The sequence below is a fragment of the Plantibacter cousiniae (nom. nud.) genome (genome assembly GCF_977070315.1).
Window position 1 is genome coordinate 191242 of record NZ_CDRVEU010000010.1, and the last position, 13013, is coordinate 204254.

The window sequence follows — 13013 nt, forward strand, 5'->3', positions numbered from 1 at the left end:
ATGAAAAATTTTGCTTACTACGCTGCGCTGCCAGAGACTATGACTAATAGCGAGCTTGATTCTGAATTTAGAGAGCTGTTAGAAGGTCTTGAGTCTGGCGATGTACATAGGTCTGATTTTGTAAAATCTTTATTGGAGCTAAGTGATAGGCAATGGCATGCTTATAGCGTTATAGAGGTTGGTCTTAGAGGGCGAGTCGAACGATGCTTGATATCATTATGGGATGGCTATGATCTAGATATGGCTGAAAATGTGATTAATATTATGGTGAGATTAGGGCTTGAGGAAGTAAGTAACTTCCTTGGCTCGCTTTCACCACAAGGGGTATCGTTGGAAGTTTTCAATGAGGTTTCACTTGCTCTATCCGAGCTAGGGCCTTCGGTTTCAGATCCATACAGTGGCATGCGTTAGCGATTTTCTAAGCGACGAAGAAAGCTGCTGCTAGTGTACTTTTTTCGAAATAGCTTATTTTTCTTTCGCAGCTTTAAGCACCTCACACACACGTTGGATTTTTCAAAATATTCTCTCCCTTTGCGTTCCAAACGTACCGGGTCGGCTGAGCATTGCGTAACGCCATGAACGTTGGCGTTCTAACTTGCCCACGGAGGCAAAGCTGCCGTCGCGCATGTACACGGTGATGTTTCGAAAGAAGCGCTCGACCATGTTCATTCAGGAGCTGGAGGTTAGTGTTAAATGAATATGAAAACGTGGGTGATTCGCCGTCTAGGCTTTCACTGCGGCATGCTTGTGGGTACCGATAATCAGATGAAGCTGGAGGTGCTTGGGCGTTTCTAATGCCATCGTCAGCAAGGAGAAACTGAACCAGGCAGGTGTCAGCAAGCTGATGACTGCCTCGCAGTTGATCGGTGCTCTGACTGCTGCTGCAATGGACGGGGATGCATCGGCAGCGGCGGTGGTGACGGCTAACAGTACGCAGTACAACTACCTTGCCCATAACCAGTTGAAAGAGGCAGCCGAAAAGTTAAGGAAATGTGCCCCTGCCGAGTGCGATTCGATTGTGGCCGCTTACAAAAAAGTAAACGAAGATCAAACGATTGAAGCGATCATCAATTGCAGGTTCGACGTTTCTCTGTGTAAATCGTCCTCAAGGGATTTTGCCAACACGATAGCCGATCTTTCGAGTGTCTACGATGCTTTGGGTGATGGTTCTAAGTACGCCAAGGACTCGCTGCAGATCCTGATCAATGAAAACCTGGAGTTTCAGGAAACCTTGGCAGTTGCGACGACCGGTGCTAGCGCGCAGGCCGTGGCAGAAACACTCCAGGCCACGTTTAAGCTCACGCCCGAAGAAACTGTTGCGTTGGCGGAGGTCATTGGGGGGGATTAGCAGTCGCTGCTGGGGGGGCGGTCGCATTCCGCAAGGTGCTTGCGAAAGCGTCAAACCGGCTTGAAAAAAGCGGTGAAGCACTGGTAGATAGACAGATTGATGCAGGTTCAAAGGCTTTAGATGATAATGTCGTAGTGCGCAGCGATGATGATTTCTCTTCGCAGATCGGAAGTAACGGTAAACCGAAGGCGCACATAAATGAAGATGCGGAATTGGTGCCTCCAAATCAAGATGGTGCCGGTAGTATTCAAACACATGTTTGCTTGATACGAGAATTTTGACAAATCGTGAAGTTGTAGCTGAGCTGCAAGCGAGAGTAAATGCGGGACGTGAAAAATATATTATTAACCCTTCGCCAAAAAATCAAACTCCTTTATCTAGAGCAGAGTCTGATCTGGGTAATGCTGTGCGCGATGGTAAGTGTCTGATCAAAGCTGCGTTCCAGCCACTTATATAAAATTTATCGATAAGTAGGTGTTTATTATGGACCATAAAACAAATTTTTTGCTTAGTAATATTCCGGAGGGCGCAGATTATGCTGCTGATGCAGGTGACTTGGATTTAGAAGATATCCCACAAGAAAGAATGGAGGCAGTAATTGATTTACTTCGTAACGCAGATGATGAAGTAGCGAAGTTCTTGGCTGCGAAGTTGTTAGCCAGTTGGGGGGTTTTTGAGGGGTTTAGTGTATTGAAGGAATTTGTCGAGAAAAAGTCTGCTATTATAGCTAATGTCTATCCTCATAGACTGCATGGGTACGATGATACTTTTCGCCAGGTTCTTATGGCCGTGGTTATGTTTTATGCCAATATGGCTGGCGCGGGGAAAAAAGACGTAGCAAGAGCGGAGGTTTATCCCCTGCTGTCCAAAATAATAGAGTTGGCAGCTAGCAATCCTTTCGAGATAATCGATGTGTTATCATTTATAAAGCGTGAGCAGTGTTTTGAATATCTCCCTCTTATTAAGGGTTATCTCATGTCGATAATTGATAACCCAGAAGTTCATCGATGGAAGATATATGACGCGATCGAATTTCTTGTGGAGTTTGATTCCCAGTTTGTTGTGTCTCTTTTGGAGGAGAAGAGAAAAAGTATTGAAGACTTTAAACCTTCCATACCGGGTTGAGCGTCTTGAGAATTTGTAGTGGTCTAATGAATTCGGACACTCATTTAGGCGAGAATATCGCCAGACAGGGGGGGGATGACCAAACAACGCTGTACCTCTCCGCTAATGCTACCCAGTACAACTGGCTATCACACGCTGAGATTCGGGATGCTGATAAGGCTCGGGCTGCCTATGCGACGGCTGGTGGTGACGTTGGTGCTTGCCAAGCGAATGTCACTCGTGAAACGGATGAACTGGACAAGGCACGAGACTACGAACTGAAAGAGCGTAAACGTGCAATTCAGCTCCAATCTTTTAAAGATGGCGGCTGGACTCTGGGCGAATACAACAAGGCTCTGTTCGACGATTATTTTGCCAGCAAAGGTGTAGATCAGAGTCAGGTCAAATTTGATGGGTACGCCCCTGCGAAAACTTTGGGTTATATGCTTTCCGAACGGGGCCTTGTCAGTGTCAATCAGGCCTTGGAATGGCCTACTAAGGCTGCTGCCAGCGCCGTAAATTTTGCTAGTCGCCCGTACGACACGGTGGTAGGGATTGGTCAAAATATTTAGTCCGCGGCAGGCTCTGGGGTAGATTGGGCGACCAGCCCTATACCGGCTCAAGGACTTGAGCGTGCAGGGGATAAATTACTGGCGCAATCCGACCAGCAGGCGGGTGGGTTGATATTTGACGTCGTCAGTGGTTTGATCACTGCAGAGATTGGTGGATTTGCGGTCAAGTGGGTTGGAGGGAAGTGGGTTCAGGCTAAAGGGAGCGTGAAAGGCAGTAGCAACCTTGGGCTAGCAGATAATCTTTTACCAGATGCAGATTTTGTTGGTCGTGGTGTTGTTCGAACTGACCTGAAAGATCATCTTGTAGATGCGACACGCTCAGGGAAATCGGGAAGACATAATATGGAAATTTTTATGAAGGAACTGACTGAGTCTTCAGGGGCTATTTCATCGAAAGTCGAAGTTGCACCTGGGATTTATAAAGTAGAATATCAGCTGCCAAAATCTACAAGGGACACAGTGAAGACGGTGTATGACCCGAAAGTATATCCTGATATGCCGAATATGGCTAATGAAGCCGCTTATAAAGCATTGCTCCAGTATCAGCTAACAGGCAATGTATTGCAGGAGGTTGTTGTGGGTAAAGTGAGATTTCAGTTTCCAGTAAATATTAGAGGTGAGCAAATGTATGTTCCGACGGCTTTTCCGATAGGTATCGTTAATTGAAGTGGGGGAGGCTTCCGGGAGATGAAAGAGACTTGTTGTTTTGGGTGCTATTTTTTGTTGTTGAATATTATTCTGATGTTGACTTGAATAAGTTCTTAAAAGATTTTCTTACCTCGGGCAACGGACTTACAGGGGATCCAGGTTGGGAGTTTGAGTGCCTGAGAGATGCAGACGGTAATGATTGCTACTGCTTCTCGGCTGATTTCAATTTTAGTGGAATAGAGCCTGTGACTAGATGCTATGAAGCTAAAGTTGTTCGCGAAGCCCTAAAGGAGTCCTTGCTTGCCTTTGCTGATAAAGAGCCAGATAAAGCTGATGAGGTGGTTGGACTGATAATTAAATATAGGCTTTGAGTTGATGAGGAGTATCTATCATCTCGTATTTCAGGACTTTTTGTTCTTCGGTGTCGAGGCGTTAGGTGCTTAACCTTGGCTTGCTAGGAATGAGCGTTCTTTATAAAGTAGCTACCACATATGCACAGATCTCTAAGTCGTATAAGTGGGTGAGTATGCTTTGATAAGTTAATGTGATCAATTTCAGTGCCTGAAATGATTCTGCCTTACCTATGTTTAAGAGTGTTCACCTAGCAAAAGCCCACTCCGGACACCCCCGTCCCAAAACATCCGACCCCCTCTCCGCAATACCCACCCGCTAATAATCTAAACTACCCAGCGGCACCCGCTCGCTGTCCGGGCCTGAGGAAGTTGTCAGCCTTATCCTTATCGTTCTAAGCACCTGCCAATACTCGGTTTAAAACATAACAAAACTACCTATTCGCACGAACCGCATAAGGATAAGGCTTGGATGACAATGACTCCAGTGGATGGATCAGTTTCCCTTGACGTTAACAACCTGTTCAGAAAACCCAGGATCTGTTTTGACTGGGAGGACCTGCGTTACTTCGTGATGTTTTCCACGGTCAGTTCCCTGAGTGGCGCTGCAAGGATGCTGGGTGTGGAGCACGCCACTGTGTCGCGTCGTATCGCTTCGCTGGAAAGGTCTCTGAATGTAAAGCTTGTCGACCGTCGCAAGCGTTTGTATGAACTGACTGATGAGGGACGGCGCGTGGCGGCGATCGGGCGGCAGATCGAGGCGCAGACTCAGGCTGTTGGCCGTCTCGCGGTTGCGGCTCAGGTGGTGCAGGGTGTGGAGGTGACCATCAGTGCGCCGCCGTCGGTGGCGGTCGAGAAGCTGGTACCGCGGTTGGGGGCGTTTCGGGCGATGCATCCCGGAATTGTGTTGCGCTTGTTGGGCGATCACCAGTATTCATCGTTATCCAGTTGCCAGTCTGACCTGTGTATACGGTTTTCCAAACCTGTTGAAAGCGGCATCGTCGCGCGCCGCATTGGCACAGCTTCCTTTTCATTTTATTGCGCACGTTTCTATCTGGAGCAACGCCCTCCGGAGCATTATGAGTTTATTGCTTATGACAATGAACTGATGAGTGACAATCAGAATGGTTGGCTGAGGGATATCGTCGGTGATCGACCCTTTGTGCTGGAGGCCAAAACGGTGGAGTTGCAAATTCGTGCTGCGGAAACCGGTGTGGGTATCGCGTTACTGCCCAGTTTTGCCGTAGAGGGTAATGATCGTCTGTGCCGGGTGGAATTGTCGGCTCCGCTGGAAGTCGATGTCTGGCTCGGTGTGCATGAAGACTTGCGCGCGGTGGCTTCCATCCAGGCTGCCATGAATTATGTGGAAAGCTGTTATCGCTAGCCAGGCCTGAGTTCGCGCTGGTTATGTTGTCGGCAAAACAGTCGTGCGGTGAAAAAATTCCCATCCCCTCATCAAATATCGACAGTTTACAAGTTCGGCTGTTTTGACGAGGATCAATACCGAGTGGAGCAGTTCATGACTCGAAACTCCGAGACGTTAAGGTGTCGGCTCGGCAAGGTTTGTTAGATGGCGCGCTGTTGGATAATTATAAAAACTCAAGCAGTGGCAAGATCATCTCAAGCACCCTGATGACACCCTAAGGACAGCCGGAGATTCTCATGGCCGACGTAAAAATTCTCGACGTTACCTTGCGTGACGGTGGTTATCGGAACAACTTCAACTTCACAGAAGATCAGGCGCAGATAGTGGTCGCTGGTTTGGCCAGTGCGGGTGTCGACCTCTGCGAAATTGGTTATTGCAAAGGATCCTTCGCCCCGAAAGGCGAGCACGGTCTGACCAGTGATGTAGGCGCAGGCTTCATTGAAAAGATTGCGCAGGCGGCCAACGGCCGTATCGAACTGGCCGTCATGGTTCACCCCAGAAACATCACCACGGATGACTTCGCCATGCTCAGGGAGCAGGGCGTTTCGATGATCCGCGTCTGTTTGAGGCGCGATCAATTGGATGAGGGGCTTGTGACCTTGTCGCTGGCTCGCGATCACGGCTTCAGTGTCAGCGCCAATGTGACGCATGTGACTTCGCAGACGCCAGGCAGTGTGCTTGATACGGCGGTACGCGCGGAGGGGGCTGGCGCGGATATCGTTTGCTGTGCGGATTCCAATGGCCATATGTTGCCAGCCGACGTAGATCGACTGTTCAGTCGTCTCTCAAGTCGACTGTTGGTGCCGCTGGGCTTTCACGCGCATAACAATATGTCGTTGGCGCTGGCGAATGCAGTGGCGGCTATAGAAGCCGGCGCTGAATACATCGACACGTCCATATGTGGCATGGGCAAGGGAGCCGGCAATCTTCACCTGAGTATGCTGGTTGCCTACCTGGAGCGTACCGGCGTCAGTCATGGCTATGACCTGGTGAAGGTGATGGAACTGTCGGAAGCCACGGCCCGCGCGGTACCGCACAACAATATGCCCAGCCCGCTGATGGATATCATTCTGGGCACTTACAACTTTCCCTACGACAGCAGTCAACGCGTACGGGACACCCTCGAGCGCTTTCAGCTGACTTCCGAGTATCGAGCGATCGAGGTCATGCATCAGCAGGACAAGGTGGCGCGTCTTGCGCCCCGAGCGGTGTTACCGACTATTGCCACCGGCTTGCCGAACAGCGTAAAGGGAGTCGCACTATGACCACTCAACCGCTCCGAAAGCGCATCTGTGTATTGCCCGGTGACGGGATCGGCATTGAAGTCATGGCGGCGGCACTGCCGGTGATTGCGGCGTTGAACCTGCCATTCGATCTGATTGCGGCTGACATCGGTTGGGAATGCTGGAGGGCCGAGGGGGAAACCGTTCCGGCCCGGACCTGGGAGATCATGGCCGGTTGCGATGCGACATTGCTTGGCGCAATCACCAGCAAGCCGCTGGCAGAGGCCGAAGCAGAGTTGCCACTGGCGCTTCAGGGCCAGAACCGCCGCTATGTCAGTCCGGTCATTCAGCTCAGGCAGAATCTCGACCTGTACGCCAATGTCCGCCCGGTCACTGACATGACTGGCGAACACAGATTTCGCTTTGTGGTGATCAGGGAAAACACCGAAGGGCTTTATGCGGGGCTGGACTTCGGTTGTATCCCGGATGCACTGGTGCCGCTGCTCGAAGAGCGAGAAGCCCTCGGCGCGGCGTGGCAGCGAGAAGGGCAGGATGATGCGACGGTGACGTTGCGCCTGCAGACGCGAAGTGGCCTGACGCGTATTTTCGAATACGCCTTCGAGTACGCCCGCAAAAACCACTTCACGCGGGTCACGTTTGTCGACAAACCCATGGTCCTGCGGCACAGCAGCGCCTTTGCACGGGGCATCTTCGAAGCAACAGCTCAGCGGTATCCGGACGTGACCGGGATCATCGAAAACGTCGACGCGGTTGCCCTGTGGATGGTGCAGCGTCCCGAGCGCTTCGGGGTGATCGTTGCCGAGAACATGTTCGGCGATATTCTTTCCGATCTCGGCGCTGGAGTCATGGGAGGCCTGGGGTTTGCGCCCAGTGGCAACTTCGGCAATTCAGGTGCCTATTTCGAACCGGTACACGGCAGCGCGCCTGTTCACGCGGGTTTGAACAAGGCCAACCCCGGCGCGATGTTCATGGCCATCGCGCTGATGCTGGAGCATTTGGGGTTCCCGGCCGAGTCGGCGTGTATCAGCCAGGCCGTCAGCCTGGTTTCTCGCACATCCACACGCACGTATGACCTTGGCGGTTCCCATACCACGGCTCAGGTGGGCGAAGCGATCGTTCAGCAGTGCATCGAGTTGCAGTCCCGCACGTTCGGGTATGGCAACGAACAGGTTGCAGCACAGGGAGAACGTCATGTCAGCGCACTTTGAAGCTGTACCCATTGCGCAAGCCGTGCTGGAGGCATGTGAACATCTCGACACGGCGTCCTTGTCCGACGCGCTGGACAGCCTGGGGATCGACGGCGGGCTTTCGGGGATTGCCTCGCAAGTACCTGGCACTCGTTGCGTGGGCATCGCGTTTACCGTGCAGTACGAGCCGGTCGATGCATCTGCGGTCTTCAAGGGTGCTGCCAACTATATCGATCATGTACCGGCCGGTGCGGTGATTGTTTCCTCAAACAACGGACGCCAGGACTGCACGGTATGGGGCGACATCATGACCCACTTCGCGCTGGCAAACGGTATCAAGGGCACTGTGATCGATGGCGTGGCACGCGATATCGATACGGTCATCGAGTGCAGTTACCCATTGTTCAGTCGCGGGCGTTTCATGCAGTCGGCAAAGAACCGCGCTCAACTCCAGGCTGTACAAGTGCCTCTGCTCATCAATGGCGTGACGGTCCGGCCCGGCGACCTTCTGGTGTGTGATGGAAGCGGCTGTGTTGTGATTCCCCAGCAACTGGCTGTCGAGGTCGTACGCCGTGCCCAGGCGGTCGAGCAGACAGAGCGCCGTATCATCGAAGCCATATCAGCCGGCTGGACGCTGGAAAAAGCCCGTAGCACTTATCGCTACGACCAGCCCTGGCTGACTGACGCTGAAAAAATCAGCGTCGCGATGCCTTCGCAGGCGTGAACCGAGCTGCCTTCCCACTTGAATGGAAATGATGATGAAAATGGAATTGTTCGACGCTCAATCCGTCACCGATGACAACGCGGTTTATCTGATCAATGTCGTACAGGTAAACGAGGGGGCTCAGGATCTGGCCATTCAGATTCTTGAAGAGACGGTCAGTTACGTGGCGCGCACTTACAGTGCCTTCAAATGGAGCCGGCTGATGAAAAGCATCGACGGCAAGACCGTCATCAATCAGGCGCAATGGAGCGATCGCAGCCAGTTCGAGTCGCTGTTTACCGACGCAGAGTTTCTGTCGCGCTACTCCCGGTTGAAAGAAACCGGCACCTGGGAATATCACCTGTACAACGTGGCCGAGTACATCACCCCTGAAATTGCCTTACAGAAGGCCGGCTGAGCCACGACCGGCAGAAGAGGGCGGTGCACAGGCCGCCTTCGTCTGATATTCACTCGGATTTGCACAGGGATTATGCGATGACCACGATCAATACAGCACTGACCTCACTTCTGGGCATTGACCACCCGCTGATTCTGGCGCCCATGGGCGGCGCGTCCGGTGGGCGTCTGGCGGCCGCGGTTTCCCGTGCCGGTGGCCTCGGCCTGGTGGGTGCCAGTTACGGCGACCCGCAATGGATGGCACGTGAACTGGAGATGATGCGAGAGGTGCAGCAGCCTTGGGGCGTCGGGCTAGTCATGTTTACCGTGGCCAAACAGTTCGAATTGCTTCATCTGGCGCTGGAGTATCGTCCGGCGGTGGTTGCCCTGTCGTTTGGTGATGTACGTCCTTTCGTCCGGCCCATTCAACAGGCCAGCGCCAAAGTCATCGTTCAGGTGCATGACGTTGACCAGGCGCTTGAAGCGCTGGACGCCGGTGCCGATGCATTGATCGTGCAGGGCGCCGAGGCGGGTGGTCACAGTTTGCGTCGCGCTTCACTGCCGCTGTTCCCGGCGGTCCGCGACGCGGTGGGTGAGCATGTCGTGCTGATCGGTGCCGGTGGGATCGCCGATGGGCGTGGCATGGCTGCTGCGCTGGCGTTGGGCATGGATGGCGTGATGATGGGCACGCGTTTTCTGGCTTCGCAGGAGGCACTGCCTTCCGAACGGGTAAAACAGCGACTGCTGCAGGCGGTCGCGAGCGATACGGTGCGAACCCGGATCTTTGATCAGGTACGCGGCATCGACTGGCCCGAGGGCTACAGCGGGCGCGTGATCGGCAATGACTTTTCCGCTAGCTGGGTGGGTGAGGAGCAGGCTTTCGCTGCCTCAGCCGGTCAACTGCGCCTGGACTATGAAGCCGCGCTGGCGGCCGACGATGTCAGTATCCGGGCCATCTGGGCGGGCGAAGTCGCGGACCTGATCAAGGAAGTGCTGCCCGCGCAACTGATCATCGAGTCGACCCTGCGCGGCTATGCCGCCAGTGTCGAACGCCTTCGCACGACCCGCTGAGCCTTCACGATGGAGCAACGACCGGACCCGCTCGACAAGGCGGGTCTTGTCATTTTTGCAGGAGCAAAAGCCATGAGTCATTGCATCACCTGCCAGACCTTCGGTGTCGGGCAATCAAGCGTATTCATTCTTTCACCGGTGATGCCGGTCTGGGACGAGGGCGGGTTTGCCCAACCGCTGATCGAGCATTTCACCGCGGCCGGTTTTCAGGTCACGGTGTTTGATTCCCTGTCGCTGGCCGTCGTGCCGGGTGAGGGTTTTGGCGCATTTGCCGAGCGCTGGGCCCGCGCGCTCGAGCCTTGGGGTGTGCCGGATGTACTGGTCGGCGTTGCCTTGGGCGGTGCTTTGGTACAGGCGTTGGCAGGCACTTCATCAATGCGGTCGACGCCTGCATTGTTGCTGCTTTCTTCTCCGGCCAAAGCCGATGCGTTGCTGGATTCCAGGCTGGGACGTATGGCGGATCTGGCAGAACAAGGGCATGTCGAGCAAGCCAAACGCCTGCTGGACGATCTGGTGTTGCCTGAAGGCCAGAAACACGAGCACTCGTCCGGCAGCGAAAATGACGCAACGCTTTCAACCCAGGGGCATCGTCTGACCCTGGGGTTCCGGCTACTGAGCGGTCTGGATGTCAGTGAGTGCCTGCTCGATTTCAAAGGGCGTGTGCTGAGCGTGTTTGGCGGGAAGTCGCAACTGGTTGGGGCGCGCCATGTGCTGCATACCAAAGGCCACAGACAACGCTCACTGTGTGTGCCTGATGGCGGGATGCGCCCGCTGGCAGATGATCTGGACCGGGTGCTGGAGAGCATCGATACATTTCTGATCGCCAGAGCGGAGTGTGTGCAATGAGCCAGGTCGACGCGCTGAACTTCATTGATGTGCATTACCACGCCAATCCTGACGCGTTCATTCGCCGTCATGGAGCGATAGAGGCGGGCAGACGCTACGCTGCGGTGCAGGGCCGGGTCGTATTGAAAAATCACTTGGGGTGCACGGCTGCCCAGGCATGGGAAGCACGCAATCAGGGTTTTCCGGTCAGCGGTTCTGTGGTTCTGAACGAGATTGCCGGCGGCATCGACTACCGTGTAGTCGAGCGCAGTCTCTGTTTGCGCGGCGATGAACCTGGACGTTTCATTGTTCACTTGCCAACCGTCACAGGCAGAACGCATACCAGCACGCTGGCCCGCAACCTGAGCCATCCACTGTTGCGGGACAAGCCCATCAAGCCTGCCAGAGTGACATCGGAGAACGGCCGCCTGACGCCACAGGCGCTGGATATTCTGAGAATGGCGCGTGACTATCCGCTGGTGATCTCGACCGGGCATGCTGATGCCAATGAAGTCAGGACGTTGATCGACGAAGCGCTGCGGATCGGTGTGCCGAGGTTGATGCTCAACCAGCCTGCCAATCCGTTGACCGGTCTAGACGCGGCCGAGCTTGCGCTGATCGGCAAAGAGCCATCGGTCTACATCGAGCAGACCGCACTGACGTACCTGCTGGGCTATCAGGACCGGCAGGATTTCAGCGATGTGTTGAGTCATGTCGGCAATGTGGTCTACAGCTCGGACCTGGGGCAGACCAGTCAGATCGATGTGCACGAGTGGCTGTCGCTGAGCGGGCAGTGGTTCGATGCGTTCGGCTTGAGCGGCGAGCGCCGCACCGAGGTGACGCTGTTGAACCCGCAACGCATGTTGGCCCTTTAAGCTGTCCGGATAAGGCCGCCCTGGCCAGCACTGCCAGGGCGGCCTGGCCATCAGGCTACTGCTGCGGACACCTTCGAAGTAATAGCCTCCACAACTCTGGATTCACGCAGGCCCGCGTCTTCCATCAGCGGCAGTGTTTCTCTCACGAAGTCCTTTATACCCTCATGGTAATCGAGCCACGTCAGGGCAATGCCGTCGATCCCCCAGTCAGAATACTTCCTGAACAGTTCCACGATCTTCTCGGGTGTGCCCACCAGTGGCACCCCGGCGAATCCGGCCTTGAAGTGGAAACGGAAACGCACGGCGTCTTCGGGGGTGAAAATGCCGGTCTGGATACCCAGCTCGCCGGTGATGATGTCGCAGCCCTCATCGTCACCGACCTGGTTGGCGTAATAGTCCAGGTAAGCGTCTGCTTGCTCCTGCGTGTCCTTCTGCACCACGTAGCCATAACACCATATCTTTATGTCACGACCGAATTTCTGTTTCGCCAGGTCTTTGTAAGAAGCGATCTGCTCACGCACGGCGTGTTCGCCGTCCAGATGTTTGACGATCAGGAATGCGGCATCGCAATGTTCTGCGCAGAACAGTTTGCCGCGCGGCGAGCCTCCTGCGTTGATCAGGTAGGGTTTATTCAGGGGTTGTGGCTGCGAGATTGCGCCGCAGATGTTGAAATACTCGCCTTTGAAGTCGAACGGGGTCTGCTGCTCCCAAGCATTTTTTGCAATGTGCAGCCACTCTTCTGCGTAGTCGTAGCGTTTGTCGTGCTCCATCATGTGGCCGCTGAACATGCGCATTTCCGCGCCATACCAGCCGCAAAGGATATTCAGCCCGAAGCGCCCGCTGCTGATGTGGTCGATGGTCACCGCCTGTTTGGCCGCGAACAGCGGGTGTACGGTGGGCAGGTGCGAGGTGGTGAAGACCGCGATCTGACTGGTCAGGGCTGCAATCCCGGCAGCCCAGGTATAGGTCTCGAAACAGACACCGCCCGTATTGTTGGTACCGCCGAAACCTTTCCAGCGGCCTACCGGTATGAAGGCTTCAAACCCCGCATCGTCGGCAATCCGTGCGATTTCCAGGTTGCCAGCCCAATCGTCTCCGCGCAGGCGTTCAGGCGCATTGGTGACGGTGCAGCCACCCTCGGTATTGGTGGAGAAAACACCCAGCTGTATCTTGTTCGGGCTGCTGCGCATCGGGTTGGTTTTTATCGGATAGGATTTTTCAGCGCGCATCGTGACCTCCCAGGTCGGTAGTTGAATCGTTCGTC

Annotated in this window: 16 protein-coding genes and 1 pseudogene; 15 read left to right on the forward strand and 2 right to left on the reverse strand. The window is 54.3% G+C overall.

Features of this window, described 5'->3' with window-relative positions:
- A complete protein-coding gene (locus ACW55A_RS19395; RefSeq protein WP_134816282.1) occupies positions 1 to 411 on the forward strand; it encodes a hypothetical protein in 411 nt (136 codons plus the stop codon).
- Between the two features lie 54 nt (positions 412 to 465).
- On the opposite strand, the pseudogene ACW55A_RS19400 reads toward ACW55A_RS19395, so the two are convergent.
- Positions 466 to 825 (reverse strand): annotated as a pseudogene (locus tag ACW55A_RS19400) (IS630 family transposase); the annotation flags it as partial.
- On the opposite strand from ACW55A_RS19400, the gene ACW55A_RS19405 reads away from it, so the two are divergent.
- The 14 genes from ACW55A_RS19405 to ACW55A_RS19470 all read left to right on the forward strand — a co-directional run bounded on the left by ACW55A_RS19405 (position 782) and on the right by ACW55A_RS19470 (position 11749).
- Positions 782 to 1348: a hypothetical protein gene (locus ACW55A_RS19405; protein WP_498811252.1), complete on the forward strand. Its 567-nt coding sequence runs from the start codon at positions 782 to 784 to the stop codon at positions 1346 to 1348. The pseudogene ACW55A_RS19400 and the gene ACW55A_RS19405 overlap by 44 nt on opposite strands.
- Positions 1349 to 1383: 35 nt before the next feature.
- On the forward strand, positions 1384 to 1629 hold the full coding sequence (locus ACW55A_RS19410; protein WP_154598116.1) for a hypothetical protein: 246 nt from the start codon (positions 1384 to 1386) through the stop codon (positions 1627 to 1629).
- A gap of 202 nt (positions 1630 to 1831) precedes the next feature.
- On the forward strand, positions 1832 to 2473 hold the full coding sequence (locus ACW55A_RS19415) for a hypothetical protein (protein WP_455808679.1): 642 nt from the start codon (positions 1832 to 1834) through the stop codon (positions 2471 to 2473).
- A 26-nt stretch (positions 2474 to 2499) separates the two neighbouring features.
- Positions 2500 to 3024: a hypothetical protein gene (locus ACW55A_RS19420; protein ID WP_455808680.1), complete on the forward strand. Its 525-nt coding sequence runs from the start codon at positions 2500 to 2502 to the stop codon at positions 3022 to 3024.
- Positions 3025 to 3132: 108 nt separating this feature from the next.
- Positions 3133 to 3690: a CdiA family toxin C-terminal domain-containing protein gene (locus ACW55A_RS19425; RefSeq protein WP_498811140.1), complete on the forward strand. Its 558-nt coding sequence runs from the start codon at positions 3133 to 3135 to the stop codon at positions 3688 to 3690.
- Positions 3687 to 4043 carry a hypothetical protein gene (locus tag ACW55A_RS19430; RefSeq protein WP_058408205.1) on the forward strand — a complete coding sequence of 119 codons (357 nt, stop codon included), beginning with the start codon at positions 3687 to 3689 and terminating at the stop codon, positions 4041 to 4043. The genes ACW55A_RS19425 and ACW55A_RS19430 overlap by 4 nt, the downstream gene beginning before the upstream one ends.
- Before the next feature lie 457 nt (positions 4044 to 4500).
- Positions 4501 to 5406: a LysR family transcriptional regulator gene (locus ACW55A_RS19435; RefSeq protein WP_230081975.1), complete on the forward strand. Its 906-nt coding sequence runs from the start codon at positions 4501 to 4503 to the stop codon at positions 5404 to 5406.
- A 278-nt stretch (positions 5407 to 5684) separates the two neighbouring features.
- Positions 5685 to 6713, forward strand: coding sequence for an aldolase catalytic domain-containing protein (locus ACW55A_RS19440; RefSeq protein ID WP_065349638.1), 1029 nt, complete (start codon positions 5685 to 5687; stop codon positions 6711 to 6713).
- Entirely contained in the window at positions 6710 to 7900 is a 1191-nt protein-coding gene (locus ACW55A_RS19445; RefSeq protein ID WP_498811141.1) for an isocitrate/isopropylmalate dehydrogenase family protein, read from the forward strand. Before ACW55A_RS19440 ends, ACW55A_RS19445 begins: the two co-directional genes overlap by 4 nt.
- Positions 7884 to 8603 carry an RraA family protein gene (locus tag ACW55A_RS19450; RefSeq protein ID WP_065349640.1) on the forward strand — a complete coding sequence of 240 codons (720 nt, stop codon included), beginning with the start codon at positions 7884 to 7886 and terminating at the stop codon, positions 8601 to 8603. Before ACW55A_RS19445 ends, ACW55A_RS19450 begins: the two co-directional genes overlap by 17 nt.
- A gap of 34 nt (positions 8604 to 8637) precedes the next feature.
- Positions 8638 to 9000, forward strand: coding sequence for an antibiotic biosynthesis monooxygenase (locus ACW55A_RS19455; protein WP_003315407.1), 363 nt, complete (start codon positions 8638 to 8640; stop codon positions 8998 to 9000).
- Between the two features lie 77 nt (positions 9001 to 9077).
- Complete coding sequence (locus ACW55A_RS19460; protein WP_455808952.1) at positions 9078 to 10049, forward strand: NAD(P)H-dependent flavin oxidoreductase; 972 nt, start codon at positions 9078 to 9080, stop codon at positions 10047 to 10049.
- A 72-nt stretch (positions 10050 to 10121) separates the two neighbouring features.
- Positions 10122 to 10895, forward strand: coding sequence for a hypothetical protein (locus ACW55A_RS19465; RefSeq protein WP_004417379.1), 774 nt, complete (start codon positions 10122 to 10124; stop codon positions 10893 to 10895).
- A complete protein-coding gene (locus ACW55A_RS19470) occupies positions 10892 to 11749 on the forward strand; it encodes a DUF6282 family protein (protein ID WP_455808953.1) in 858 nt (285 codons plus the stop codon). Before ACW55A_RS19465 ends, ACW55A_RS19470 begins: the two co-directional genes overlap by 4 nt.
- A 50-nt stretch (positions 11750 to 11799) precedes the next feature.
- Here the strand turns inward: ACW55A_RS19470 and ACW55A_RS19475 are convergent, their stop codons facing one another.
- A complete protein-coding gene (locus ACW55A_RS19475) occupies positions 11800 to 12978 on the reverse strand; it encodes an LLM class flavin-dependent oxidoreductase (RefSeq protein ID WP_455808954.1) in 1179 nt (392 codons plus the stop codon).
- Positions 12979 to 13013 lie beyond the last annotated feature (35 nt).

What these genes read in the sequence shown, in the direction of transcription:
- ACW55A_RS19395 (WP_134816282.1), top strand. Translation starts at nt 1, where the DNA reads ATGAAAAATTTTGCTTACTACGCTGCGCTGCCAGAGACTATGACTAAT.
- ACW55A_RS19415 (WP_455808679.1), top strand. Translation starts at nt 1,832, where the DNA reads ATGGACCATAAAACAAATTTTTTGCTTAGTAATATTCCGGAGGGCGCA.
- ACW55A_RS19420 (WP_455808680.1), top strand. Translation starts at nt 2,500, where the DNA reads ATGAATTCGGACACTCATTTAGGCGAGAATATCGCCAGACAGGGGGGG.
- ACW55A_RS19435 (WP_230081975.1), top strand. Translation starts at nt 4,501, where the DNA reads ATGACTCCAGTGGATGGATCAGTTTCCCTTGACGTTAACAACCTGTTC.
- ACW55A_RS19440 (WP_065349638.1), top strand. Translation starts at nt 5,685, where the DNA reads ATGGCCGACGTAAAAATTCTCGACGTTACCTTGCGTGACGGTGGTTAT.
- ACW55A_RS19445 (WP_498811141.1), top strand. Translation starts at nt 6,710, where the DNA reads ATGACCACTCAACCGCTCCGAAAGCGCATCTGTGTATTGCCCGGTGAC.
- ACW55A_RS19450 (WP_065349640.1), top strand. Translation starts at nt 7,884, where the DNA reads ATGTCAGCGCACTTTGAAGCTGTACCCATTGCGCAAGCCGTGCTGGAG.
- ACW55A_RS19455 (WP_003315407.1), top strand. Translation starts at nt 8,638, where the DNA reads ATGAAAATGGAATTGTTCGACGCTCAATCCGTCACCGATGACAACGCG.
- ACW55A_RS19460 (WP_455808952.1), top strand. Translation starts at nt 9,078, where the DNA reads ATGACCACGATCAATACAGCACTGACCTCACTTCTGGGCATTGACCAC.
- ACW55A_RS19465 (WP_004417379.1), top strand. Translation starts at nt 10,122, where the DNA reads ATGAGTCATTGCATCACCTGCCAGACCTTCGGTGTCGGGCAATCAAGC.
- ACW55A_RS19470 (WP_455808953.1), top strand. Translation starts at nt 10,892, where the DNA reads ATGAGCCAGGTCGACGCGCTGAACTTCATTGATGTGCATTACCACGCC.
- ACW55A_RS19475 (WP_455808954.1), bottom strand. Translation starts at nt 12,978, where the DNA reads ATGCGCGCTGAAAAATCCTATCCGATAAAAACCAACCCGATGCGCAGC.